This is a genomic window from Mesorhizobium sp. M6A.T.Ce.TU.016.01.1.1 (assembly GCF_003997065.1).
GTDB classification, from domain to species: domain Bacteria; phylum Pseudomonadota; class Alphaproteobacteria; order Rhizobiales; family Rhizobiaceae; genus Mesorhizobium; species Mesorhizobium mediterraneum.
Genome location: NZ_RZTJ01000014.1, coordinates 47684 through 71381 on the forward strand (window position 1 = coordinate 47684; position 23698 = coordinate 71381).

Consider the following 23698-nt stretch of genomic DNA (forward strand, 5'->3'; position numbering starts at 1 on the left):
GATCCTCTTCGGCTCACGCGATCGTGCGATTAGCCCTCAGCCGAGCGACTGTGGAAACTAAGCGAGCGCTCTATATCGTCCTGACGCACACGAACCCTGACGCTTTTCCGGAGATCTCTTCCATGACCTTGAGCACACGCAAGCTGGGCAGCCAGGGGCTGCAGGTATCGGTGATCGGCCTCGGCTGCATGGGCATGAGCCAGTCCTACGGCCCGGCCGACGAGGCGGAATCGATCGCCACGCTGCATCGCGCCATCGAGCTCGGCTGCACCTTCCTCGACACGGCAGAAGTCTATGGCCCGCACACCAATGAGGAACTGCTCGGCCGCGCCCTGAAGGGCCGGCGCGACGAGGTGACGATCGCCACAAAATTCGGCTTTCGTATCGAAAACGGCAAGCAAATCGGCACCGACCGCAACAGCCGGCCCGAGCATATCCGCGAGGCGGTCGAAGGCTCGCTCAGCCGGCTCGCCACCGACCATATCGACCTGCTCTACCAGCACCGCGTCGACCCGGCGGTGCCAATCGAGGATGTGGCGGGTGCTGTTGGCGATCTGATTATCCAGGGCAAGGTGCGTTACTTCGGCCTGTCGGAGGCCGGCGCCGCCAACATCCGCCGCGCGCATGCCGTGCATCCGGTGTCGGCTGTGCAGAGCGAATATTCGCTGTGGGAACGCAATCTGGAACCGGAGATCATCCCGCTGCTCAGTGAGCTCGGCATCGGCCTGGTGCCGTTCGCGCCGCTTGGCCGCGGCTTCCTCACCGGCGACGTCAAGCGCGCCGAGGACTACCCGGAGGGCGACTTCCGGCGCGGCGACCCGCGCTACCAGGGCGCCAACTACGACGCCAACGTGCAGGCGGCCGGGATTGTCCGCGACATCGCCACGGCCAAGGGCGTCAAGCCGGGCCAGATCGCGCTGGCCTGGCTGCTGCACAAGGGCACTGACCTCGGGCTGGACATCGTGCCGATCCCCGGCACCAAGCGCAGAAAGTACCTCGAGGAGAACGTCGCCGCCCCAGCGATCAAGCTCGACGCCGCCGCAATGCAGGCGCTCGACGACGCGCTGGCGCCGGGCAAGGTCTCGGGCGAGCGCTACAACGAACGCGTCATGGTGACGATCGACCGGTAGGGGTCTACGGCAGCTTCGCCAGTCCGGCAGCGTGGCGGATGGCAAGCAACGCGTGCCGGTTGGTCACGGGATAGCCTGCGATGAAGCGTTCGACAGAAAAGCCTGGAAATTCGGCTCTCAAGCGGGCCGCGGCGCGCGCCGCCTCGCCGGCCTCGCCCATGGCCGCATGTGAAAGCGCCAGGAACATCAGCGCGTCCGGCGACTCCGGCGAACTCCTGCGGAGCGCCGCAATGGCTTGGTCGTGCCTGCCGGCGACGAACAGGATGCGGCCTTGCATGCCGAAATACCAGGGCGGGGCCAATGGATTGAGGCGCATGGCACGCTCGATGAGCGGGATCGCCTCGGCCGGATCACCGACGACAAGCGCCTTGCTGCCGGCCAGCAGCGGCAGTATGCCGGCGTGATTGGAGCCGTATTCGAGAGCGCGCCGGTGCGCGCGCTCCGCTCCTTCGAGATCGCCAAGGCATGCCCTGGCATTGCCAAGGCATGCGTGAGCGCAGCTGTCCGTCGGGTCGAGGCGCAAGGCGTTTTCGGCCGCCGTCCGCCAGTTCTCGATCGACGTCAGCACGTCGTCGCCAAAGCCGTTGCAGGCCTCGACCGAATAGGCATAGGCGAGCTCGGCCCAGCAGTTGGCGAAAGTAGGGTCAAGCTCCAGCGCGCGTGAAAACAGGCGGATCGCCTCGGCATTGCCGGCGCGGCTGAAGGTGGTGTGCTGTTCGAGGGCGAGCAGGTAGCAGTCATAGGCCCGCAAGCTGGCCGGCGGCTTGCGGCGAACCGCATTGCGGCCGACGGTGGCAAGCGTTCCGTAACTGCCGGCGAACACATTGATGATGCTTTCGGTCAGGCTGTCCTGCAGCGTGAAAATGTCCTCGACAGGGCGGTCGTAGCGTTCCCTCCACAGGCTGACGCCGCTACGGGCATCGGCAAGCTCTATCGTCAAGCGAATCCTCTGGTCGTCGGCGCGCAACTGGCCCGATACGATATAGGTGACGCCGAGCGCCTTGCCGTCCGCCGCGAAATCGGCCGGCTTGCTGCCCAGCGATTTCATCGTGTGGAAGGCGATGACAGGCAAGCCCGCGTAACGTGCCAGGTCGATGGTGATGTCCGACGACAGGCCGTCGGCAAAGCGGCGCCAACGCTCTTCCGAACTCAGGCATTCGATCGGGAATATGGCGAGCACTGGCGGAGCGTCCGACGGGAGTGATAGCCCGTCCAGCCGAGCGCCGGAAGCGCCGGCAAAATACGCCGCAAGCCCGATCTTGGTGCGCACGCCAAGTTTTTCGTAGATGGCCGCAAGGTGGGTGCGAACAGTGGTCGGGGCAATAAAAAGAGCCTTGCCGATTTCGCGATAGGTCATGCCGGCTGCGAATTTTTCCGCGACCGCGCGCTCGCGGCCCGACAAAGCATCGAGCGTCTGCGCTTTCGAAGCGTCATTGACCGTCATGATGGAAACCGCCCCAGGACAGAATACTACAAATGCAGGAGGTCGAATACTGCATCTGAATGAAAGGGCAGGTTCCGAGATCGGCGATCTGATCGCTGAACGGGGTGGATGCGGGGCATTGTTCCGTTTCGAAATGGATGTCCTGGGGCAGGATCGCTGATCAATAAGGGTCAAAGTTGCATAAATGCGGCCGGAACTTGGGTCGCGAGGTGGCCTAAATAATCCCGGATCGATACGAGCCGAGCCTCCATCGGTCGCGGTGATTTCTGGTTGGAGCCCGCCATGGCCGCAAGTTGACCCGGAACCGGACCTTATGCGGCAAATGTCATTCTCGATGAGTCACTTCCACGGCAGTCCTGCGGCGCTGAGGCGTGACAACAGTTTATTCCTAAACTCCGGACCGCGCGCCTGCTGCAATTGATGGACATGCTTGCCGGTCAACGTGGGCGACTCGCGCGAGACGAACGACACGTCTTTCCGGGCAGACTTGAGATCGCCTATCCCGACGTATGATGCAGCCCGCAGGAGCCGTGCCCAGTGGTATTCAGGCAGGACCATCAGAAATCGATCAAACGAGGCAGTCGCGGCGTCATAGTTCCCCGCGGCGTATTCGGCATCGCCCCTGAACAGAAAGATCGGATGATAATCCGGACTGAGAAGGTTGGCCCGCGCGAAAGCTGCCTGTGCGCCTTCGAGATCTCCGGCGTAAGTCAGCCCGATTCCCAGCCAGGTACGGCACTCTGCATCGTTCGGATTGAGTGCGATGGCCCGCCGCAGGCAACAAGGCCTGTCTGCAAGTTTCCGAGATAAGTCTCGGCCAATCCGAGAGCACTGTGCAGACATGCTTCCCGGTCATCGTAACGAAGTCCGGCCCGCGCCTCATCACCAGCCCGGCGAAAGGCCTGGATGGGTTCACTGGACCATCCGTTGAAGCAGGAGTGGAAATCGACCCAGGCAAGGGTCTCTCTTATCAAGGCATGGTCTGGCTCGCCAGCGAGGAGCCTTTCACAGAGGCGCCGCGCTACGCCCATGCCTTTCGCCGTCGGCCGTTCGACGTGGTAAAATGCCTTCAGATAGAGCTTGTGGCGCTGAACTGCTTCCTCGAGGGCGGACGGGCCTGCCGCGTGCTTCATTAACACCTGGAACAGGTTTCCGCTGATCACGCCTGTCAATTCGTCATGCGATGACGGCTGGGCGAGATCGTATCTTGCGCTCCAGACCTCAACTTCCTCCTGGGCGTCCACGAGATGCGCGAAGGCGTGCGTGGCCTTGTCCTGGCGATGGACCGCGACTTCCAGGACATAGTTGGCTCCCGTGGTCCTGCCGATTTCCTTGACAGTGAGATGCCGCTTCGCGAGCGCGAACATTGTGGCCGCTGCGACGATTCCGATCTGGGAGAAGCGGCCGAGCTCTGCGGTCAACGCGCGCGTCAATGCATCCGCGCCGGTCTTTGTTTTGCCGAACTGACCCTTAACCGGCATCACCGCCAGCCGCGGTTTTCCGCTTTGATGGCCGATCTCGACGTGCTGGCCCGAGCCGTTGCTAGCGCCGGAAGCGCCGGCAAAATACACCGCGAGCCCGATCTTGGTGCGCACGCCAAGTTTTTCGTAGATGGCCGCAAGGTGGGTGCGAACAGTGGTCGGGGCAATGAAAAGTGCATTGCCGATTTCGCGATAGGTCATTCCGGCTGCGAATTTCTCCGCGACCGCGCGCTCGCGACCCGACAAAGCATCGAGCGTCTGCGCTTTCGAAGCGTCATTGACCGTCATGATGGAAACCGCCCCAGGACAGAATACTACAAATGCAGGAGGTCGAATACTGCATCTGCCCGATCCCGCCGCAGGCGCATAAATCGCACGATCGCTTCCAGCAACAAGCTGCAATCAGGGGAGGTTTCCATGCGTCCTGTTTCCATAGTGCTGGCGTGCACGATCTTGAGTCTTTCCGCCGCCCAGTCGCCGTCGTTCGCAAGAGGATGCAGGCAGGCGCTGGAATCGGATGTGAAAATCGCGAGCATGCGCCTCTATGCCGACATCCTGGCCAATGCCGCCCGCAACGGCTGGGACTACACGCCTGAATCGATCGTCAGCGGCTCAAAGCGGCATTTCGAGGAGATGAAGCTCCAGTTGAACGACGCCGGGTATGAGATCGTCCCCGTCGGCGTCCGCCTGTATTGCAAACGGTTGGACAAGCTGGCCGCCCGCTAGCAACCAGCGATCCGCCCTTTGCGGCGCAAGCTTTCGGCAATGTTGAGCTGAAGAGCGTGCCGGATCATCTCGATCCGCTCAGCGTCGTGGGCTGTCAACGAGCGTCCATGAACCTTCCCGATGCTGCCGCCGGAGAGCCGGGCGACACCTCAGGCAAAACGCGCCGGGTGGGCAGCAAACCATCCCAGTACCCACTGGACGTCGTAACTCATGAGGGGGATTTGATGGGGCTCGAAGACGACCATGCGCCACTCCGCCTGGACGATGCGCTGTACCACTTGGACGGCACGCTAGCCGGCCGGCGCAGGGCCTCGGCGCTGGCCGATGTCCTGTCCTTCGCACCGTCGATGCTCGACGAAAAACCGTTACCGAAGCTGCGGCCGAAAAGCGCTATCCTCGATTGGTATCGGGCGGTGCGGGGGCTGTCGCGGCTTACCGCGGCAATCCGCTCACGCATGGCCGGTCCCGGCGGATACTACAATCTCGGCAATGCGCTCGGGCTGGTGACGGGTGTCACGGTCCAGATCGTCGCCGTGCCGCGGGGTTCCGGCCTGAGTGGCTCTGCCGCGCTCCTCGATTATTTCGCCGGTAGCATCGCCGCTATGGCACTGACACTAGCCACGCTGGTCTTCTTCTACAGCGGCGAAATCTACTGCCGCGCCTGGGCTAGAAAGCCGAGCCCCGACGCGTCCCTGAACCGCCTTGGCGACGTGCTGTCGGGGGTCGGGGCGATCGGGCTTGGCATCGCCCTGTTCCTGTTCGGTGAGCCTGTACTTGCGGCGACCTCGGGCCTGCTGCATGCACTAGGCAAGTTTGGCAGCGCTTTCGCTGCCGGCAGGCCGTTGCCCGGCTGGCAAGCCACCTGGCCCGACCCGTTCCGCAGCGCCGTTCTGGCCAGCCGCCTGCCGGCGATGGTAGCGGCAGCGGCCGGGATCGGCGGTGCCTTGCCGCCGGTGTGGTCGGGCGCTTCCTCGACGCTCGTTGCTGCGCCGCTGACATTGCTCGTCTGCTACCTGCTATGGGCAAAGGCCGACCTGCTGCTGCTCCAGGACGGGCGAGCCGAGCGCGCGCTGGCTTCGCACGCCGGGAACCGCCGAGACGCAGTGTGACGCTCGTTTCGCCTTTCCATCAACCGACTTGCGATCCGCCCTTCGCGGCGCAAGCTTTGTCGAGACATTGATATGTCGAGGGTGCAGGCCAACTGTCTGCTTCTGCTTGCTGCTGCCTTTTGGGGCTTCGGCAATGTTGCGCAGAAGACTGTGCTGGATCATCTCGATCCGCTCAGCGCCGTGGGCATGCGCTGCCTGATCGCGGGGCTCATGGTCGCGCCGCTGACGATGCTCGAATGGGGAAGGAAATTCGGGCCCGGCTATTGGATGAGCCTCACCAAAGTCAGCGTTCTGTTTTCGATTTCCATCATCGTCCAGCAGATCTCCTATCTCGACACCTCGGTTACCAATGCGAGCTTCCTAGTGAGCACGGCAACGGTGATGACACCGCTCGCGGCCTGGTTCCTGATTGGCGAGCGTCCGAATGCTGTCGGCGGGCTTGCGGCTGCCATGACATTGATCGGTGTCCTGCTGCTGTCCGGGGGCTTGACCTCCAGCTTCAGCCATGGCGATCTCGCTGCGATACTTTCGGCCGCGTGCTACGCGCTTTGGATGGTGGAGCTTGGCCGCCACATGCAGACCCACGGCGCGCCGGTCGCGACGGCTGCCGCGCAATTTCTCGGCGCCGCCGCGATCACTCTGCCGCTCGGCGCCTTTCAGGGCAATTTATCGCTGGCTGCCATCAGCGATGCCGGCCCGGAACTCGCCGTGCTCGGCATCTTCTCGACCGGGGCCGCCTTCGGCATCCAAACGATCGCTCAACGCTTCACGTCGGCCAGCCATGCCGCCGTGATCGTCAGCGCGGAGAGCGTGTTCGGAGCGATCGGCGCGGCAATATTTCTGGGCGAGCGACTGTCGCCGATCGGAGCAGTTGGCGCTGCGGTCGTATTTGGATCAATCACCTTGCTGTCGATGACGACCGACAAATCCAAAATCAGCAAGCCGGCGATGGCTGACTGAGAGATTATCGGGGCAATGCGCGGTCGCGGACTCCTCGGCAAGGCCTCAACCGAGCCTTGCCAGCTTTGCGGCGTCGCGTATGGCTTGCACGGCATGCGGGTTTGTCACGGGATAGGCTGCGACGAAGCGTTCGACCGAAAAGTCCGGGAATTCAGCTTTCAAGCGGGCTGCAATCCTAGCCGCCTCGCCGGTCTCGCTCACGGCTGCATGCGCCAGCGCCAAAAACATCAGCACGTTCGGAGAATCCGGCGAACTCCTGCGGAGCGCTGCGATGGCTTCGCGATGCCTGCCGGCGACGAACAGGATGCGGCCTTGCATGCCGAAATACCAGGGCGGGGCCAGTGGATTGAGGCGCATGGCGCGCTCGATGAGCGGGATCGCCTCGGCCGGATCGCCGGCGACAAGCGCCTTGCTGCCGGCCAGCAGCGCCAGCGTGTCGGCATGATTGGAGCCGTATTCGAAGCCACGCTGATACGCGCGCTCTGCCCCCTCAAAGTCGCCGAGACATCCCTTGAGATCGCCAAGGCAGGTGTGGGCGGCGCTGTCCGTCGGGTCGAGCCGCAAGGCGTTTTCGACCGCCGCCCGCCAGTTCTCGATTGAGCCCGGCACATCGTCGCCAAAGCCGTTGCAGGCCTCGATGGAATAGGCATAGGCAAGCTCGGTCCAGGCCCTGACCAGAGTTGGGTCAAGCTCCAGCGCTCGTGAAAGCAGGCGGATTGCCTCGACATTGCCGGCGCGGCTGAACATGTTGTGCTGTTCGACGCCAAGCAGATAAAAGTCGTAGGCCCGCAGGCTGGCCGGCGGCTTGCGGCGGACCGCATTGCGGCCCACCGTGGCGATCGCCCCAAAACAGCCAGCAAGGACATTGATGACGCCTTCCGTCAGGCTGTCCTGCAGTTTGAAAACGTCCTCGACCGGACGGTCGTAGCGCTCGCTCCAAAGGCTGACGCCGTTCTCCGCATCGGCAAGCTCTATCGTCAACCGAACCCGCCGCTCTTCGGCGCGCAACTGGCCCGACACGAGATAGGTGGCGCCCAGCGCCTTGCCGTCCGCCGCGAAGTCGGCCGGCTTGCTGCCCAGCGATTTCATCGTGTGGAAAGCGATGACCGGCAAGCCCGCGTATCGCGCCAGGTCGATGGTGATGTCCGACGACAGACCGTCGGCAAAGCGCTGCCAGCGCTCTTCGGAATTCAGACATTCGATCGGGAATATGGCGAGCACCGGCGAGGCGTCGGACAAGGACGGAGCCGGCTGCGCGCTAGTGGCGCCGGCAAAATACGATGCGAGAGCGACTTTGTTGCGGACGCCAAGTTTTTCATAGATCGAGGCGAGATGGGTGCGGACGGTCGAGGGGGCGATGAACAGCGCCTCGCCGATCTCGCGATAGGTCAGGCCGGCGGCAAACTTCTCCGCGACCGCGCGCTCGCGGTCGGATAGAGCCGGCGAAGACGTCGCGATGCGGTTCATGGCAAATTTCCTGCCACCGGACGGAGAGACGGGTTCAACTGCTGCCGACGCAGGATACTACAAATGGAGAACCCTAAACACCGCATCTGGCCGATTGTGATGTCGCGCTTCGAAGCCGAAAGCTTCTCGCACGCCGCTCCGACCAGCCGCTGCGCTCCATTCGATTTCAGCACAATATCAGCATCCGTTCAGGACGCGGATGCCATGTCGCGGCGATGCTCTCTCGGGAGACAAACCCGATAAGCGGCCATGACAATTGCCCTGACAGAAGACCTCCTCGCCAAGATCGATCGCAAGATCGAAGACGCCGGCCCGGCGCCCGGACTGCGCAATCTGGAGGATCGCGACTATGCCGACATTCGCACGCAGCTGCTTGCGGGACGCCCGCGTGACGTTTGGGTGTTCGCCTATGGCTCGCTGCTGTGGAACCCATGCTTCGAATTCGTCGAGGAGCGACCGGCGACCGTGCATGGCTGGCATCGGCGATTTTCGCTGTGGCTGACCCGCTGGCGCGGCACGCGCGAGCGGCCCGGGCTGATGCTTGCGCTCGACCGTGGCGGCAGCTGCCGCGGTGTCGTCTACCGTCTCCCTGACCTTGATATCGACGCGGCAATCGACCGGCTGCTGCGCCGTGAGATGAGCGCCAACCCGCCGACCAACATTCCGCGCTGGATCTCGGTTCGAGGCGCGGCTGGGAATTTTCGGGCCATCGCCTTCGTCGCCGACCGGAATGGCCCCGCCTATGCCGCAGGCCTGAACGAGCAGACCACGGTGGAAATCCTGTCGCTCGCCGCCGGCCACATCGGAAGCTGCGCCGACTATCTGCGCCGCACCGTCGTTCAGCTCGAAGCCCGCCACATCCGCGACGCCACGCTATGGCGGCTGCAGGGCAAGGTCGCCGCCTACCTCGGATCACTGCAATCCGGCACGCCCTTGCCGGCACCAACCCTGGAGATCGAGCATGCATGCGAAGGTTGAAGAACCATTCCTCCCGTCGGCTCTGGCACGGGAAGCGGTGCACCGGATCCTGTCGACGGGCAACGTTGAATTCTGTGGCGGCGAAACGGCTCAGATGCTGCACTATCTCGACCTGCTGACGCCGAGTGAGACAGCCATGATCCCTGCCAAAACGATTCCTGCAGAAACGAGGCCGCGCCTGTGGCAGCGCCTTTCCGGCATCTTTCGGGCTTGACCTTTACCGGCTTATGCGGCTCCGATGATCGCTGCGCAATCAGGCGCAGCGGTGGTGCAGGAGCTTGGCACACCAGGTCGGCAGCTCGGTTCTCGATCTCGACCGCGGCACATTGCGGCGTGACGGCGAGATCGTGCCGGTGCGGCCAAAGACCTTCGACCTGCTGGCCTTCCTGGTGCGCAATCCTGGCCGAGTGCTGAGCAAGGACGAACTGTTACAGGCGGTCTGGCCCAGCACAATCGTGACAGAGGATTCGCTCACGCAATGCATTCGCGATGTGCGCAAATGCATAGGCGACGAGACGCAGTCGCTGGTTCGCACGGTGCCCCGGCGCGGCTACATGTTCCAGGCTGACGACGACGGCCTGTCCGCTTCGCTGCCGCCGGCCACCGCTGCGGTTCAGATTGAACGAGCGCCCGAGCCGATGGTCGCCATCCTGCCGTTTCGCGTCAACATTGAAGATGCGACGGCAAAGCCGCTCTTCGACGGCGCGGTCGAGGAGATCATCAACGCGCTTTCCTACTTCAAGACCATCGCGGTGCTGGCACGGCATTCGGCCTTCGCGCTTGCCGAACATTCCGACCAGGACATCTGGGCGACCGCCGAGCGCCTCGGCGCCGACTATGTTGCGGAAGGCAGCGTCGAGAGCGCCGACGGCGGCTACAGCACGCACGTCGTCCTGTCCGAGACGGCGTCCGGCCGGCGCATATGGGCGCAGACGTTTTCATTCAGGACGAGCGAGATTTTCGCTTTTCAGAGGATGGTGGCGCAACGGATTGCGACCGCGCTGGTCGCCAACATCGAGAGCGCTGCCATGCGGCGCACATCCCCGGCGCCCGCCGCCAACATCGAAGCCTATGTCCACATCCTGCGCGGCATGGCGCTTCTGCGCAGCTATGGCGAGGGCGTCAACCAGCAGGCCCGCGAACATTTGCTAAAGGCGCTCGAACGCGATCCGGATTCGGGGCTCGCTCACGCCTATCTCGCCTTAGCGGACATGATCATAGGCGGCTATGGCGGCGCGCCTCGCGCCTTGCTTGATCAGGCGCGGGACCGTGCCCTGCACGCCACGGCACTCAGCCCAGACGAGGCCCGTTGCCACCGCATCCTGGCCTTGATCCTTATCTACCTGGCCGAATTCGACGCCGCCGCACGCCATTTCGCGCGCGCATTGGATCTTAATCCCTACGACGCCGACACGTTGGCCCAGACGGGCTTTTTCGAGGTCATACGCGGTCATGGCGAGACCGGCCTGATGCTGCTGGACCAGGCGATCCAACTCAATCCGATGCATCCCGCCTGGTATTATTACGACCGGGGTGAGGCCCTGCTTGTCCTTGGTCGCTATCCGGAAGCGGCGGCGTCTTTTTCCTGCCTTCCGCGAAAGAGTGCCTGGCAATGGGCGCGGCTGGCTGCCTGTCACGCGCTTGACGGCAATATCGACAAGGCAAGGGCCTGCACCAGGGAAGGCCGCCGCCTAAATCCCGGCCTGACCGAACAGGCAATCATGGCGGACCTTCACATGATGCGCTCGGAAGATCGGGAGCGGATACGGTCCGGTCTCGAGTTGGCTGGATGGGATGACGCGCAAATGCCGACAACATCATGAGCAGCACCGGCGGCGCTGGGCACATGACGCGGCCCCGAGTCGAATCCGCCCGTTCTTGCGCAAACCTCCGGCCTTGGCTAGCATCCGCCCGCAGGCACCGAGCGGAGGAGAACGTCGCGGTGGACCGGCTGGAGCGCCGTTGCGTCCCCTTGGGCGCTCAAAGGACACTCCATTTCTAGATCGACGCATGAACCTGCCGGAGACCCATTCCGGTTTTCGGGGTCGTGCGCTCATGTGGAGGAGACTAAATTGATGAACAGACGTGAATTCCTGCTGTCGTCCGTGGCGATGAGCACATTGGCGCTGGCCGCTCCGCAACCGGCATTCGCCCAGGACAAGCTGACCATCCTGGGTTCGGTGCCCAGCCTCGGCTTTCCGTTCTTCGTTCACATGCTGAACCAGATCAAGGCGGAGGCGCAGGCGCAAGGCGTCAATCTGACCGAGAGCGATGGCCAGAATTCGGCACCCAAGCAGACTGCCGATATCGAGGCGGCGCTTGTGCAGAAGGTCGACGCCATCGTCATCTCGCCGCTCGACGTCAACGCGCTGGCGCCGGCCATCGAGCAGGCGGTGCAGGCCGGCATTCCCGTCGTCACCATCGATCGCCGCGTCGACGGCGTCGAAGGCATCCTCGCCCATGTCGGCGCCGACAATGTCAAGGGCGGCGAGGCCGAGGCGCAGGCCATGGTGGCGGCGTTCCCGAACGGCGCCAAAATCTTCCATCTGCAGGGCCAGCCAGGTGCTGGGCCCGCGATCGACCGCAACAAGGGCGTGCACAACGTTCTCGATCCGCTGAAGGACAAATACCAGATCATCTTCGAGCAGACCGCCAACTTCGCCCGCGCCGAGGCGCTCTCCGTCACCGAAGCCGGCCTTGCCGCCAACGGCAAGCCCGACGCGATCATCTGCGCCAACGACGACATGGCGCTTGGCGCGGTGGAAGCCTGTGCGGCGCGCAACTTCACCGACGTCAAGATCTACGGCTTCGACGCGCTCCCCGAAGCGCTGGTCGCCGTGCGCGACGGCAAGCTCGCCGGCACCGTCGAACAGTTCCCCGGCGAGCAGTCGCGCACCGCAGTGCAGATCGCTGTCGCCTATGCCAAGGACAAGACCGAGCCCAAGGAAAAGCTCGTGCTGCTGACGCCGATCGTCATCGGCAAGGACAATCTCGATAAGGCTGAAAGGCTTGGCGAGACGAAGTAGGAGCACAAACGGGGCGCGCAGCAGCAAAAGTAGCGTTCTGTCGCGCCCCCCTCTGCCCTGCCGGGCATCTCCCCCACTCGGGGGGAGATCGGCAGCTTCGCCGATAGCGCCTTTTTTGCAACGCAGGAGATTGGCGAAAGCCAAGGCGACATCCAATCTCCCCCCTCGTGGGGGAGATGTCCGGCAGGACAGAGGGGGGCGCTGTCCCGCCAGCCTGCGTGGGAATCGGAATTCAAGGAGGATCGCTTGTCTCCAGCAGAAGCCGCAGCGCCGTCGCTATCCCTGGCCCTCCTGGCCGTCGAGGGCGTGACCAAGCGCTTTGCCGGCGTGACTGCGCTGAGCGATGTCTCGCTTGAGGTTCGGCCCGGCGAAATCCTCGGCCTGCTCGGCGAGAACGGCGCCGGCAAGTCGACGCTGCTCAAGATCCTGTCCGGCGTCATGCCGCCCACCAGCGGCCGCATCGTCTTCGACGGCGTCGAATTCGCTCCGCACAATCCGCAGGATGCCAAGCGCCATGGCATCGTCACCATCTACCAGGAACTGAGCCTGATCCCGACGCTGACGGTGGCGGAGAACATCTTCATCGGCCGCGCGCCGCTCGGGCCCCTCGGACTGGTGAGCTGGCGGAAGATGGAGGAAGCCTCCCGCGGCATCATCGCCCGCGTTGGTCTGGATCTCGACCCGGCGACGCCGGTGTCGGCACTGTCGGTGGCCGAGCAGCAGCTGGTCGAGATCGCCCGGGCGCTGTCGCTGAAGAGCCGCCTCATCATCATGGACGAGCCGACTTCGGCGCTGACCGAAACCGAAGTGCAGAAGCTGATGTCGATCATGGACCGGCTGCGCAAGGACGGCGTCGCCATCATGTTTGTCACCCACAGGCTGGAAGAGGCCTCTGCCATCTGCGACCGCATGACGGTGCTGCGGGACGGCAGGCTGGCCGGCCATCTCGACCGCGACGGCGGGCCGATCAAGCTGCCAAGGATCATCGAGAAGATGGTCGGCCGCGCCGCGTCCGAGCTTTATGCCAGGCCGACGCTGCGCGATATCGCCGGCGACGTCAGGCTTTCCGTGCGCGGACTGCGCACGGTGCGCGATCCGCAGGCGCCGCATGCCATCGTGCTCGAAGGCGTCGATCTCGACCTCAAAGCGGGCGAGATCCTCGGTGTCGCCGGCCTCGTCGGCTCCGGCCGCACCGAGCTTGCCCGCGCCATCTTCGGCGCCGACCGCATTGCCGCCGGCACCATCACGCTCGACGGCAAGCCGATCGCGCCAGCATCGCCCGCCGACGCCATCGCGCTCGGCATCGGCCTGGTGCCGGAAGACCGCAAGCATCAGGCGATCTTCGCCGCGCTCGGCATCCTGACCAACTTTTCCATCGCGGCACTCGGCCGCTACTCTAACGGTCTCGGCTTCATGACCGAGCGGCGCGAGCGCGAAGCGCTGGCAAGCTACAGAAGGACGCTGTCGATCCGCATGGCCTCGCCCGAGCAGCCCATAGAGGGGCTGTCCGGCGGCAACCAGCAGAAGGTCATCCTTGCCCGCTGGCTGGCGCGCGACCCCAAGGTGCTGATCGTGGACGAACCAACGCGCGGCGTCGACGTCGGCGCCAAGGCCGAGGTGCATCAGATCCTGGTGCAGCTCGCGGCGCGCGGCATCGCCATCATGATGATCTCGTCCGAATTGCCCGAAGTGCTTGCGGTGTCGGATAGGATCGTCACCATGCGGCGCGGACGCATCACCGGCGAGATGCCCGGCATCGAGGCGACAGAGGAAAAACTGATGGAACTGATGGCGCTCGATCAAAAGCAGGAAGCGACGCAATGACCAGCACGACCGAACAGAGCCAGCGCGGCGGCATCAATGTCGCGCGCCTGCTGATGAGCTTCGGCCCGCTGATGTTCCTGGCGCTGCTGGTCGTCGTCTTCACCGTGCTGAAGCCGAGCTTCATCGACCCCATCAACATCTTCAACATCATGCGGCAGATCTCGATCACCGGGCTGATCGCGCTCGGCATGACCTTCGTCATCCTCACCGCCGGCATCGACCTGTCGGTCGGCTCGCTGCTGGCCTTCTGCGGCATGGTCGCGGCGGTGGTGGCCAAGGGCGGCACCGCCAACACGCTGTCGCTGGCCACATCTGGCACGCAAGGCTATGGCTGGTTCGCCGCCCTTCTGGCCGCCGTCGTCGTCGGTGCGCTGGCCGGCGGCGTCCAGGGCTTTGCCATCACCAGGCTGAAGGTGCCGCCCTTCGTCGTCACGCTCGGCGGTCTCACCGTGTTTCGCGGCCTGACGCTGACGATCTCCAATGGCGGCCCGATCTCCGGCTTCGATGCCTCGATGCGCTGGTTCGGCACCGGCCTGATCGGACCGGTTCCGGTGCCCGCGATCATCTTCGCGGTGGCCGCGATCCTGTGCCACATTGTGCTGCGCTACACGCGCTACGGCCGCGCGGTCTACGCCGTCGGCGGCAATGCCGAAGCGGCAAGGCTGTCAGGCCTGCGCGTCGACCGCATCCTGATCTCGGTCTATGTCATCGTCGGCTTCTTCGCCGGCCTTGCCGCCTTCGTGTTGTCGGCGAGGCTCAATTCCTCGGAAGCCGTCGCCGGCATCGGCTACGAGCTGACAGTGATCTCGGCGGTCGTCATCGGCGGCACCTCGCTGTTCGGCGGCATCGGCTCGGTCGGCGGCACGGTGGTGGGCGCGGCGCTGATCGGCGTGCTGCAGAACGGGCTGCAATTCAACAACGTCTCGTCCTACACCCAAAGCATCGTCATCGGCCTGATCCTTATCCTCGCGGTAGCCTTCGACCGCTGGCTGAAATCGCGAGTGAGGCGGTGATCCGAGGAGCACAGGCTGTGATGTAGTAAACTGCCGGGGAGGTAGCGATGACCCAGATCAGAACCATGACCGAACAGGACGTGCCGTCGGTATCGCAGCTCCTTGGCGAGTCCTGGCGCCGCACCTATTCGCCGATCATCGGCGCCAAGACCACGGCACGCATCTCGGACGGCCGTCACGCGCCGCAAAAGATCGCGGCGGAACTGGCCGACGACAACAAGATGTCGTTCGTCGCGGAACGGCCGGACGGCTCGATTGCCGGCTACGCGATGGCCGAAATGGACGAAACCGGCGACGTCATGCTCGACCGGCTCCACATCGACAAGAGCGAGTTCGGCACGGGGCTGGCCGCCGATATGCTGCATGCCGTCCTTGCCGCCCATTCGGGCATCCCCAGCATCGCCCTCGAAGTGATCGAAGGGAATGACCGGGCGATCGCATTCTACCGCAAGCACGGGTTCGAAGTGGTCGAGCGCAGGCCTGCGTCGCACGGCGTGGAAGGCCATGCGTCATTCATCATGCGCAGGCTGCTGCCACGGGCTTAGCACAGGTTTCCCCGCGCTCGCGATTTTTCGTCCGTCAAGCGGGTGCGTTCACACGCGGCGAACGCGTCGCCCAATCGGCAATCGTCCCACCCGCGACCGGTGAGCTCGTCTGCGGCGCGAGGAGATTGTTGCGGCGGGCAAACGCCACGAATGTCGCCCGCGCCGTCTCGGCGTCGATCTCGCCGTCCATCGCGGCCCGGCAAGCCTTGGCGGCGATGTCATGCGCGGCCGTCCGGCTCGCCGCCGGCCAGTCGGCAAGCAGCGCATAGGCTTCAGCGCCGCTTTCTATCTTCGACGGCGTGCCTAGGCCGGTAAGGATGGTGACCGGCTTTTCAAAAGAAGAACGATCCATGACATTCTCCTTTCGGGGCTCAGCTGTCTCCATTCCGGGTTCAAGAATCTGGCCGGGTTCCGCGCGAATTTCGGGCGCAGCTGACATCAGGATAGAAGACGTGGCGCCGGCGAGCCGGCAAGCCGGCACGGCCGGCGTGCTCGGCCGTGGTAGCGACCGATGCGCCTTGACCAGCGCCTCCAGCCAGGCCACCACGCCGAGAGGCGGATGCTCGCGCCCGCAGAGCCAGTTCCTTGCTCTGGAGACCGCATAGCCCGCCTCTTCGGCGAAATCGGTTTCCGACCATCTCAGCAGGCGCAGGCACTCACGCATCCGCGCCGCAATCATCTCTGCCCCCCTTGCCGGCTCCCAATCGCTGAGCCGACAGGAACATCAGCGTATAGGCCGCCTTGCGGCGATCCCAGCCGGCCGACTCGACTGCGTCAAGCAATCCGTCGACAAGCGGCGCCAGCGCTTTCTTGCACTCCGTTTCATAGTTGAAATCGGTCCTGGGAAGGGTCGGCGCGGCGATCTTTCCAAAACTGTTCATCATGTCCATGGCAACACCTGCATATGGTCCGGGCACGACCGTGCGCGCCTTCGCATCGGCGGGCACGGTCGTTTGTCCTCAGAGGCCTGGCGTCAGTAATCCATGCCGGCACCGGCAGGCATCGCCGGCGTGGCCCCTTCCTTCTTCGGCTTCTCGGCCACCATCGCCTCGGTGGTGACGAGCAGGCCGGCGACAGAGGCGGCGCCCTGCAGCGCAGTGCGCACGACCTTGGCCGGATCGATGACGCCCTGTGCGTAGAGGTCGCCGAACTCGTTGGTCTGCGCGTTCCAGCCATAGCCGAAGTCGGTCGTCTCGCGCAGCTTGCCGACGATGATCGAACCTTCCGCACCGGCGTTCTCGGCGATCTGGCGCACCGGCGCTTCGATGGCGCGACGCACGATGTCGACACCGGTCTTCTGGTCGGGATTGTCGACGGCGACGTTGTCGAGCGCCTTCGCCGCCCTGAGCAGCGCCACGCCGCCGCCGGGCAGGATGCCTTCCTCGACCGCCGCGCGTGTGGCGTGCATGGCATCGTCGACGCGATCCTTGCGCTCCCTGACCTCGATCTCTGTCGAGCCGCCGACGCGGATGACGGCGACACCGCCGGCGAGCTTGGCCAGCCGCTCCTGTAGCTTCTCGCGGTCGTAGTCGGAGGTGGTTTCCTCGATCTGCGCCTTGATCTGGCTGATGCGCGCCTGGATTTCATCCTTGCGGCCGGCACCGTCGACGATGGTGGTGTTCTCCTTCTCGATCAGCACCTTCTTGGCGCGGCCAAGCATCTCCAGCGTGACGTTCTCAAGCTTGATGCCGAGGTCTTCCGAGATCGCCGTGCCGCCGGTCAGGATGGCGATGTCTTCCAGCATGGCCTTGCGGCGGTCACCGAAGCCCGGCGCCTTGACGGCTGCAACCTTCAGGCCGCCGCGCAACTTGTTGACGACCAGCGTCGCCAGCGCCTCGCCCTCGACGTCCTCGGCGATGATCAGCAGCGGCTTGCCGGATTGCACGGCGGCCTCGAGCACGGGAAGGATGGCCTGCAGGTTGGAGAGCTTCTTCTCGTGGATCAGCACATAGGGTTCTTCAAGTTCGACCCGCATCTTGTCCTGGTTGGTGATGAAATAGGGCGAGAGGTAGCCACGGTCGAACTGCATGCCTTCGACCACTTCCAACTCCGTCTCAGCGGTCTTGGCCTCCTCGACAGTGATGACGCCCTCATTGCCGACCCTTTCCATCGCCTCTGCGAGGAAACGGCCGATCTCGGCATCGCCATTGGCAGAGATGGCGCCGACTTGGGCGATTTCGTCGTTCCTGGTCACCTTGCGGGCATTGGATTTCAGGTCGGCGACGACGGCGTCGACCGCCTTGTCGATGCCGCGCTTCAGGTCCATCGGGTTCATGCCGGCAGCGACCGCCTTGGCCCCTTCCCTGACAATGGCCTGAGCAAGAATCGTCGCGGTCGTGGTGCCATCGCCGGCGGTGTCGCTGGTCTTCGAGGCGACCTCGCGCACCATCTGCGCGCCCATGTTCTCGAACTTGTCCTCAAGCTCGATCTCTTTCGCCACCGTCACGCCGTCCTTGGTGATGCGCGGGGCGCCGAACGACTTGTCGAAGACAACGTTGCGGCCCTTGGGACCGAGCGTCACCTTCACCGCATTGGCGAGAATATCGACGCCGCGCAACATCTTCTCGCGGGCTTCGGTATGGAATTTCACATCCTTGGCAGCCATTAGATAACTCCTTCAAATAGGCAGCTTTTCGTTGACTGATTGCTTGTTGCGGCCCCGCTCAGGCGGCCTTCTTCACTTCGCCGGTCAGTTCGATCACCCCCAACACGTCGCTCTCCTTCATGATGAGCAGGTCTTCGCCATTGAGCTTGATCTCGGTACCGGACCACTTGCCGAACAGGATGCGATCGCCGACCTTGACGTCCAGCGGCTGCAACTGGCCGCTATCGTCACGCGCCCCGGGACCGGCGGCAATCACTTCGCCTTCCTGCGGCTTTTCCTTGGCGGTGTCGGGAATGATGATGCCGCCCGCGGTCTTCTCGTCGACCTCGATGCGGCGGACCAGGATACGGTCATGCAATGGACGGAACGCCATGTCGTTCTCCTCATAGGACAAACAGATTTTCTTGGACCTCCCTTCGCAGCCGGCCGGTACAACGGCCGATGCGACGGTGCGCGACCCTTGCTCAGGCATCGCGCATATCGAATTAGTCTGCCGATCCAGGCTTTCAAGAGGACGCCGAAAAAATTTTAGCACTCGCCATGGTCGAGTGCCAACACACTGTAATTGTGGCGCTATTCCAGAATTTGAACTGACGGATGCGGCTTGAAATCGCGGCGCAGCCTTTCCGACATCCTCGTCGGTCCCGGCACGCCTGCCGGCGGCCGGAACCGATGAGTAAGCGGAGGCATTTTTCCATGCGGAGGACAGTAACGAGTTCTGGCTCCAGATGCAGGGTTTTGGCCCGACAACGGCAGAGATCCATTATTCCCGACTATCAGGACCTGCTGCAGCTCTCAATCTGGCAGGAATACGACATCACCCCGGATTTCCCGACGCTGAAGCATTTCCTCGACTATTGGGAACGTGAGATCGAAGGCCCGCTGCATTCCGTGCGCGTCGCCCATCATCGTCTGATCCAGCCCTCCGAGTGGCGAGCGGTGGGCGGCGTCATCACCCTGCAATGACACAGCAAGAGGCGGCGCCTTCATGAAAGTCGCCGCTTTTGCAACACAGCGCGTCGACGCTGCCGGTGGCGTCGCACATCGTCCCACGTCGCGACCGACGCCTACGGGCCTGTAGAGCGGCCGGCGACAAGGTCAACCTGAGCCGTCCCTTGGCCAACTACTCGGACACCAAGATCATGAGCCGCTAGGGAGATCAGAACTTGTAGGCCGCTCCGATGCGGAAATCGTGTGTGTGGATATCGACGGAAAGGTCCTCGTCTACCGGTTGGGAAACGAAATCCTTCTTGTCGAATTCCGTGTAGCGGTACTCGCCACGCAGGAGCCAGTTGTCGGTCAGCGCATATTCGCCGCCCGCGCCCAAGGTCCACCCGACAAGGTTGTCGTCGGCAGAGCCGTAGGGAGCGCCCGCGGCGAATTCCTCGAAACCGAAGCGACCAAAGGCGACGCCGCCCGTCACATAGGGCAGGAAGCGGTCAATGGCATAACCCAGGCGCATCCGAACCGAGCCGGTCCAGTCGATCTCGGTCGTGCTCGAGAAAATGTCGTCGCCCGGCGCTACATCCGAACCTCCGACATCGCCCCAGGCGATGTCGGCTTCGGCGCCCAACACGATACCGTTGGTGAATTGATAATTGTAGCCGACGTAGACCCCGCCGATGAACCCGTCGAGGTCATGGCGGTAGTTGTAGGCGGGGTTGATATAGATATAGTCGGCGCGGCCTTCGAAGACATAGCCGACCTGGCCGCCGACATAGAGCCCTGACCAGCTGTAGGCCGACTCGGCGACACGGACCTCCTCGACGACCGCGTCGGCAGCGAAAGCGGTCGACGCGAGGAACGATAGCGATAGACCGAGAAACAGCTTCTTCATTGGTGGCTTCCCCCTCATTGATGTGTGCTGTCGTTAACACAACCTGACGGCCGGCACTGTGGCATAAGCGCAACGGATAGTAGTATACGCCCAACAGAGGGGCGCGCATGAGTTCGATCGCAGGATACTTGGCACATGGAGCCGAAGAAAGGCTCTGAAGTGGCCGTGGAACGGCCGGAGATCAGCAACTGCGAGGGTGAAGAGAACGCACCCATCGCGACCATCCGTCGAGCCATCAATGAGTGAACCACCCATGGCGTGGGATCGAGCGATCTCGATCCTCGGCATCAACAGAACCCGCGACAACGATCTAGGCCCATGGTGAAAGCCCTGGGCCTTCTTCCTTGGAGCAACCCCCAAAAGGACTGTGACCCGGCGCAGCCGCCCGGACGTCCTCCTGCGCTGGAAGGAATGTTGCGCCGAATGCAAGCGAAGGAGAGACCTGAAATGACGTTCCCGAGCTACATAAACCGGCCGGGCAGAAGATCGTCGGAGCCCTGACGTTCAGGTAGTTGACTTCAGGTAGTTGACGTTCAGGTAGTTGACGTTCAGGTGGATTTACGTCCCGTGACAAGCAGTCCGGCCGTGCGAGCCGCCTTGACGAAGGCCGTGCGAGCCTCGCGGGCGGTGCGCCAACCGTCGAGCGCGTCGCGGCATGCGCGATAGGCTGCGCGCCAGCTCCGGCCCCGCGCCCGGTCCGGCCACTGCTGCATGCATTCGATGGCTTCCCAACTGCTGGCGACCTTGCGCTCTCCGACGGATTGGAGCTTGAGTGTGATCGGCTCGGAAAACGGGACGTCCTTCATCACTTTCTCCTTCTTTCTGTTTTTAGAGCAAGTAGCATCCTCGAATAAGCAGGAAGGCGGCCCGATCGGCGCCGACGAACGAGATGGTTCATCTGCCTGCGCGCTTCAAGAGCTCCCCGTCTCCAGCCCTGCTTGCCCCAAACCCTGTCCCCTGCCCGACGCAACGGCCGGCTATAAGTCGTCGTCCGGCGGCTCGAGAAGCCCGATCAGCGTCGCCACCCTTGCCGACGGCAGAGGGCGGCCCTCGTTCACCAGCGCCTCATCGGCGCCGACCCAGGCAAAGGCCTCGCGCAACTCCTCGATCGTCGCGCCGGTCGAGGCGATGTCGGCGATGACGGCGTCGTCCACCGGGCCCAGCACCGATATGATGTCGTCGCGTGTCATGGTCATGATATCCTCCATGCGGCGTGCCGGCGCGACCCACAAATGAAGGTTGAAACCGGCATTGCCAGCCACAATCTGGCAACAAAAAATCTGGCAGCGCGACAGAATCTGGGTCTTGATTTCGGGCTGACAATAACCAAATCAAAATTGCCGGTTGCTGAATGGGGCCGGCAGAACCCAGGGAGCGCCAGCTCTTTGGCGTTCCTCGTACTATATTGCTCTATGGAGGATGTAGCTATGAGAACCGCATCCGATTTTTCCCCGCTCTATCGGTCGAGCATCGGTTTCGACCGCATCTTCGACCTTCTGGAAAACGCGCCTCAGACTGACAGCTGGCCGCCTTATGACATCGAGCGAAGCGACGAAAACAGCTATCGCGTGACGATCGCGGTCGCCGGCTTTTCCGAAGACGATCTCGACATCAGCCACGAGCCCAACCTTCTGATCGTCTCTGGCGAGCGCAAGGAACAGGACAAGGTTGAATATCTGCATCGCGGCCTGCCGGTGCGACCGTTCACACGGCGCTTCGAGCTTGCCGATCACATGACGGTCACCGGCGCCTCGCTCAACAACGGCCTGCTGACGATCGACCTCGTGCGCGAAGTGCCCGAGGAGATGAAGCCGCGTCGCATCACGATCACTAGGCAAGACGGCGCGCCGAAGGCCGGGCAGGTTGAGAAGCCGAAGCAGGCCGCCTGAGCGAGGGTGAACTCTGGCGCCGCCTGGCACAACCAGTCGAGAAAGGAGAACACCAATGGCTATTCGTGATCTCATTCCCTGGGGCCGGGAGAATAGTCCGGTTCCCAGCTTCTATCGTGACGATGACCGGGATCCGTTCATGGCGTTGCATCGCGAGATGAACCGCATGATCGACGACGCATTCCGCGGTTTCGAAACGCGCCTGCCCTCGTTCAGCGGATTTTCGTCGGCGCGCGCCAACTGGCCGAGCGTTGAGATCTCCGACGGCGAGAAGGAGGTCCGCGTGACCGCCGAAATCCCCGGCATGGACGAGAAGGACATCGAGGTGCTGCTCGACGACGGCGTGCTGACGCTGCGCGGCGAGAAGCGCTCCGAGACCGAGGACAAGGACAGGCACTTCTCCGAGCGGTTCTACGGCCGCTTCGAGCGCCGCATCCCGCTCGGCTACGAGGTCGAGGAGGACAAGGTGAATGCTGCCTTCCATAACGGCGTGCTCAGCGTGACGCTGCCCAAGACCCAGCGCGCGCAGACGAAGGCCAGGCGCATCGCCATCAGCGGCAGTGCCGTCAGTCCCGGCAAGAGCAAGCACTGACAACATCGGCAGCCGGACGCGCACGCGCCCGGCTGCGCTCAGTCGGTGCATACGCCACCCGACTCGCCGCGCTTGCGATCGAGCTTCGTGAACATGCGCTCGCGCGCCGCAAGCATCTCATCCCTGGAAATCGCGCCGTCGCCATTGGTGTCGAGCCGTTGCAGGATGCGCTTTCCCGGCGTGTCGTTTCCCTGGCCGTGCGCTGCGGAAAGCGGCACGAGCCCCATAAGCAGGGCCGCAATGAGTGCTGAACGTTGCATGGTGATGGTCCTTTCGCTGTCATTGGTCGCGCCGTCGTGGGTTTTGGCGGCGACTGCTGACCGATACGCAGGAAGGACCCTGCCCCTACGCTCGCCGGCGAAAAATTCTCGCCAAGCAACCGACCTGCGCTGACAGACGATCAAGCAATATCATGCGGGCCGTGATCGATATCTAGTCAAGCAAACTCACTATTTGCAGGACCAGGACCAACAGCACAAAGCCAAGGACGGATGCAAAGATAGCGATCCAAAAAACGGAGCGTTGCTTTCTGCTCACGGCTTTTCCCCCAGCGCACATCCCCTGCCCACCATACGAACGTTGGTCTCATAAAGTTTGCTTGAGGCCGGCGGAGAGGAGCAACCATGACTGCTTCAGGCAAAAAGAATCTCTTGCCAGGGTGCTCGTTCACGAGGGCGGTTACATCCTTCATCCAGACGAAGCGGAACATTAGCGGGTTCTAATAGTTGTATTTGAGCAGTGGAGCCTTCGGGCTCCCACTGCAGATCGGGCTGCAACCTGATCGGCCCGCGCTCTCCGCCAGAGGCGCGGGCTTTCATTTGTTCGGCCGATGCGCCAGACCACACGCTGGCCGCACATTGGAAGTCTGCGGGAGCATTAGTAGCAGAGGTCGCTACCGTGGCGTTCCTGGCGCCCAGGCAACGGAGCCCGTCGTCCGACAGGGCGGCGGGCTTTCGTTCAATTGTCGAACTTTACCGGCTTGTCGGAGCTGAGCGAACAGCCTCGCCATCCGCTCGCATCCGGCACGATGCAGAAAAGCTAGCCCACATGAGCAATCCTGACATGGACGCTG

General features: G+C 63.3%; 25 protein-coding genes and 1 pseudogene. 14 read left to right on the forward strand and 12 right to left on the reverse strand.

The window, feature by feature from the left end; translation table 11 throughout:
- Positions 1-122: 122 nt before the first annotated feature.
- Entirely contained in the window at positions 123-1130 is a 1008-nt protein-coding gene (locus EOC94_RS22780; protein WP_127293624.1) for an aldo/keto reductase, read from the forward strand.
- Between the two features lie 4 nt (positions 1131-1134).
- On the opposite strand, the gene EOC94_RS22785 is transcribed toward EOC94_RS22780, so the two are convergent.
- The 3 genes from EOC94_RS22785 to EOC94_RS34160 form a co-directional block, all read right to left on the reverse strand.
- The gene (locus tag EOC94_RS22785; RefSeq protein WP_127293626.1) at positions 1135-2574 is read right to left on the reverse strand and encodes a LuxR C-terminal-related transcriptional regulator; all 1440 of its coding nucleotides are present in this window, start codon (positions 2572-2574) and stop codon (positions 1135-1137) included.
- A gap of 710 nt (positions 2575-3284) precedes the next feature.
- Positions 3285-4343, reverse strand: coding sequence for a LuxR C-terminal-related transcriptional regulator (locus EOC94_RS22790; protein WP_281032977.1), 1059 nt, complete (start codon positions 4341-4343; stop codon positions 3285-3287).
- 26 nt (positions 4344-4369) lie between these two features.
- The gene (locus EOC94_RS34160; RefSeq protein ID WP_185928315.1) at positions 4370-4591 is read right to left on the reverse strand and encodes a hypothetical protein; all 222 of its coding nucleotides are present in this window, start codon (positions 4589-4591) and stop codon (positions 4370-4372) included.
- On the opposite strand from EOC94_RS34160, the gene EOC94_RS22795 reads away from it, so the two are divergent.
- The 3 genes from EOC94_RS22795 to EOC94_RS22805 all read left to right on the forward strand — a co-directional run bounded on the left by EOC94_RS22795 (position 4575) and on the right by EOC94_RS22805 (position 6850).
- Positions 4575-4781, forward strand: a complete 207-nt coding sequence (locus EOC94_RS22795) for a hypothetical protein (protein ID WP_127293630.1) — start codon at positions 4575-4577, stop codon at positions 4779-4781. The two genes, EOC94_RS34160 and EOC94_RS22795, sit on opposite strands and share 17 nt — an antisense overlap.
- Before the next feature lie 107 nt (positions 4782-4888).
- A complete protein-coding gene (locus EOC94_RS34165) occupies positions 4889-5890 on the forward strand; it encodes a hypothetical protein (protein ID WP_185928309.1) in 1002 nt (333 codons plus the stop codon).
- 72 nt (positions 5891-5962) lie between these two features.
- Complete coding sequence (locus EOC94_RS22805) at positions 5963-6850, forward strand: DMT family transporter (RefSeq protein WP_127293632.1); 888 nt, start codon at positions 5963-5965, stop codon at positions 6848-6850.
- A 45-nt stretch (positions 6851-6895) separates the two neighbouring features.
- On the opposite strand, the gene EOC94_RS22810 is transcribed toward EOC94_RS22805, so the two are convergent.
- Positions 6896-8317 (reverse strand): LuxR C-terminal-related transcriptional regulator, encoded by a 1422-nt coding sequence (locus EOC94_RS22810; RefSeq protein ID WP_127293634.1) that lies wholly within the window; start codon positions 8315-8317, stop codon positions 6896-6898.
- Positions 8318-8566: 249 nt separating this feature from the next.
- Between EOC94_RS22810 and EOC94_RS22815 the strand changes: the two genes are divergently transcribed.
- The 7 genes from EOC94_RS22815 (at position 8567) to EOC94_RS22850 (ending at position 15703) form a co-directional block, all read left to right on the forward strand.
- Positions 8567-9295 (forward strand): gamma-glutamylcyclotransferase, encoded by a 729-nt coding sequence (locus tag EOC94_RS22815; RefSeq protein WP_127293636.1) that lies wholly within the window; start codon positions 8567-8569, stop codon positions 9293-9295.
- Complete coding sequence (locus EOC94_RS22820; RefSeq protein ID WP_095482758.1) at positions 9279-9509, forward strand: hypothetical protein; 231 nt, start codon at positions 9279-9281, stop codon at positions 9507-9509. Before EOC94_RS22815 ends, EOC94_RS22820 begins: the two co-directional genes overlap by 17 nt.
- Positions 9510-9573: 64 nt before the next feature.
- A complete protein-coding gene (locus EOC94_RS22825) occupies positions 9574-11118 on the forward strand; it encodes a winged helix-turn-helix domain-containing protein (RefSeq protein ID WP_185928310.1) in 1545 nt (514 codons plus the stop codon).
- 252 nt (positions 11119-11370) lie between these two features.
- Entirely contained in the window at positions 11371-12321 is a 951-nt protein-coding gene (locus EOC94_RS22830) for a substrate-binding domain-containing protein (protein ID WP_126105695.1), read from the forward strand.
- A gap of 246 nt (positions 12322-12567) precedes the next feature.
- On the forward strand, positions 12568-14145 hold the full coding sequence (locus EOC94_RS22840) for a sugar ABC transporter ATP-binding protein (RefSeq protein ID WP_185928311.1): 1578 nt from the start codon (positions 12568-12570) through the stop codon (positions 14143-14145).
- Complete coding sequence (locus tag EOC94_RS22845) at positions 14142-15158, forward strand: ABC transporter permease (protein ID WP_127293642.1); 1017 nt, start codon at positions 14142-14144, stop codon at positions 15156-15158. Before EOC94_RS22840 ends, EOC94_RS22845 begins: the two co-directional genes overlap by 4 nt.
- A 47-nt stretch (positions 15159-15205) precedes the next feature.
- Entirely contained in the window at positions 15206-15703 is a 498-nt protein-coding gene (locus tag EOC94_RS22850; RefSeq protein WP_127293644.1) for an N-acetyltransferase, read from the forward strand.
- Between the two features lie 34 nt (positions 15704-15737).
- Here the strand turns inward: EOC94_RS22850 and EOC94_RS22855 are convergent, their stop codons facing one another.
- The 4 genes from EOC94_RS22855 to EOC94_RS22870 form a co-directional block, all read right to left on the reverse strand.
- Positions 15738-16055 (reverse strand): DUF982 domain-containing protein, encoded by a 318-nt coding sequence (locus EOC94_RS22855; protein WP_127293646.1) that lies wholly within the window; start codon positions 16053-16055, stop codon positions 15738-15740.
- Between the two features lie 304 nt (positions 16056-16359).
- Positions 16360-16650 (reverse strand): hypothetical protein, encoded by a 291-nt coding sequence (locus EOC94_RS22860; protein ID WP_127293648.1) that lies wholly within the window; start codon positions 16648-16650, stop codon positions 16360-16362.
- 26 nt (positions 16651-16676) lie between these two features.
- Entirely contained in the window at positions 16677-18308 is a 1632-nt protein-coding gene (gene groL / locus EOC94_RS22865) for a chaperonin GroEL (RefSeq protein WP_127293650.1), read from the reverse strand.
- A gap of 58 nt (positions 18309-18366) precedes the next feature.
- Positions 18367-18681, reverse strand: coding sequence for a co-chaperone GroES (locus EOC94_RS22870; RefSeq protein ID WP_095482859.1), 315 nt, complete (start codon positions 18679-18681; stop codon positions 18367-18369).
- Positions 18682-19036: 355 nt separating this feature from the next.
- Between EOC94_RS22870 and EOC94_RS22875 the strand changes: the two are divergent.
- Positions 19037-19274, forward strand: a pseudogene (locus EOC94_RS22875) (protein usg).
- Between the two features lie 193 nt (positions 19275-19467).
- Here EOC94_RS22875 and EOC94_RS22880 read toward each other — a convergent pair.
- The 3 genes from EOC94_RS22880 to EOC94_RS22890 all read right to left on the reverse strand — a co-directional run bounded on the left by EOC94_RS22880 (position 19468) and on the right by EOC94_RS22890 (position 21341).
- The gene (locus EOC94_RS22880; protein ID WP_158302496.1) at positions 19468-20145 is read right to left on the reverse strand and encodes an outer membrane protein; all 678 of its coding nucleotides are present in this window, start codon (positions 20143-20145) and stop codon (positions 19468-19470) included.
- Positions 20146-20693: 548 nt separating this feature from the next.
- Positions 20694-20951 (reverse strand): DUF982 domain-containing protein, encoded by a 258-nt coding sequence (locus tag EOC94_RS22885; protein WP_095482768.1) that lies wholly within the window; start codon positions 20949-20951, stop codon positions 20694-20696.
- Positions 20952-21122: 171 nt separating this feature from the next.
- Positions 21123-21341, reverse strand: coding sequence for a hypothetical protein (locus EOC94_RS22890; RefSeq protein ID WP_164759062.1), 219 nt, complete (start codon positions 21339-21341; stop codon positions 21123-21125).
- Positions 21342-21572: 231 nt separating this feature from the next.
- Here EOC94_RS22890 and EOC94_RS22895 point away from each other — a divergent pair, with 231 nt between their 5' ends.
- The gene (locus tag EOC94_RS22895) at positions 21573-22034 is read left to right on the forward strand and encodes an Hsp20 family protein (protein ID WP_127293652.1); all 462 of its coding nucleotides are present in this window, start codon (positions 21573-21575) and stop codon (positions 22032-22034) included.
- Between the two features lie 55 nt (positions 22035-22089).
- On the forward strand, positions 22090-22626 hold the full coding sequence (locus tag EOC94_RS22900) for an Hsp20/alpha crystallin family protein (protein WP_127293654.1): 537 nt from the start codon (positions 22090-22092) through the stop codon (positions 22624-22626).
- Positions 22627-22664: 38 nt separating this feature from the next.
- Here the strand turns inward: EOC94_RS22900 and EOC94_RS22905 are convergent, their stop codons facing one another.
- Entirely contained in the window at positions 22665-22886 is a 222-nt protein-coding gene (locus EOC94_RS22905; protein ID WP_245465630.1) for an EF-hand domain-containing protein, read from the reverse strand.
- Positions 22887-23698: the final 812 nt, after the last annotated feature.

Coding starts and splice junctions, on each gene's coding strand:
- EOC94_RS22780 (WP_127293624.1), top strand. CDS start 123: ATGACCTTGAGCACACGCAAGCTGGGCAGCCAGGGGCTGCAGGTATCG.
- EOC94_RS22785 (WP_127293626.1), bottom strand. CDS start 2,574: ATGACGGTCAATGACGCTTCGAAAGCGCAGACGCTCGATGCTTTGTCG.
- EOC94_RS22790 (WP_281032977.1), bottom strand. CDS start 4,343: ATGACGGTCAATGACGCTTCGAAAGCGCAGACGCTCGATGCTTTGTCG.
- EOC94_RS34160 (WP_185928315.1), bottom strand. CDS start 4,591: ATGCTCGCGATTTTCACATCCGATTCCAGCGCCTGCCTGCATCCTCTT.
- EOC94_RS34165 (WP_185928309.1), top strand. CDS start 4,889: ATGAACCTTCCCGATGCTGCCGCCGGAGAGCCGGGCGACACCTCAGGC.
- EOC94_RS22805 (WP_127293632.1), top strand. CDS start 5,963: ATGTCGAGGGTGCAGGCCAACTGTCTGCTTCTGCTTGCTGCTGCCTTT.
- EOC94_RS22810 (WP_127293634.1), bottom strand. CDS start 8,317: ATGAACCGCATCGCGACGTCTTCGCCGGCTCTATCCGACCGCGAGCGC.
- EOC94_RS22815 (WP_127293636.1), top strand. CDS start 8,567: ATGACAATTGCCCTGACAGAAGACCTCCTCGCCAAGATCGATCGCAAG.
- EOC94_RS22820 (WP_095482758.1), top strand. CDS start 9,279: ATGCATGCGAAGGTTGAAGAACCATTCCTCCCGTCGGCTCTGGCACGG.
- EOC94_RS22830 (WP_126105695.1), top strand. CDS start 11,371: ATGAACAGACGTGAATTCCTGCTGTCGTCCGTGGCGATGAGCACATTG.
- EOC94_RS22845 (WP_127293642.1), top strand. CDS start 14,142: ATGACCAGCACGACCGAACAGAGCCAGCGCGGCGGCATCAATGTCGCG.
- EOC94_RS22850 (WP_127293644.1), top strand. CDS start 15,206: ATGACCCAGATCAGAACCATGACCGAACAGGACGTGCCGTCGGTATCG.
- EOC94_RS22855 (WP_127293646.1), bottom strand. CDS start 16,055: ATGGATCGTTCTTCTTTTGAAAAGCCGGTCACCATCCTTACCGGCCTA.
- groL (WP_127293650.1), bottom strand. CDS start 18,308: ATGGCTGCCAAGGATGTGAAATTCCATACCGAAGCCCGCGAGAAGATG.
- EOC94_RS22870 (WP_095482859.1), bottom strand. CDS start 18,681: ATGGCGTTCCGTCCATTGCATGACCGTATCCTGGTCCGCCGCATCGAG.
- EOC94_RS22880 (WP_158302496.1), bottom strand. CDS start 20,145: ATGAAGAAGCTGTTTCTCGGTCTATCGCTATCGTTCCTCGCGTCGACC.
- EOC94_RS22885 (WP_095482768.1), bottom strand. CDS start 20,951: ATGAAGGACGTCCCGTTTTCCGAGCCGATCACACTCAAGCTCCAATCC.
- EOC94_RS22890 (WP_164759062.1), bottom strand. CDS start 21,341: ATGACCATGACACGCGACGACATCATATCGGTGCTGGGCCCGGTGGAC.
- EOC94_RS22895 (WP_127293652.1), top strand. CDS start 21,573: ATGAGAACCGCATCCGATTTTTCCCCGCTCTATCGGTCGAGCATCGGT.
- EOC94_RS22900 (WP_127293654.1), top strand. CDS start 22,090: ATGGCTATTCGTGATCTCATTCCCTGGGGCCGGGAGAATAGTCCGGTT.
- EOC94_RS22905 (WP_245465630.1), bottom strand. CDS start 22,886: ATGCAACGTTCAGCACTCATTGCGGCCCTGCTTATGGGGCTCGTGCCG.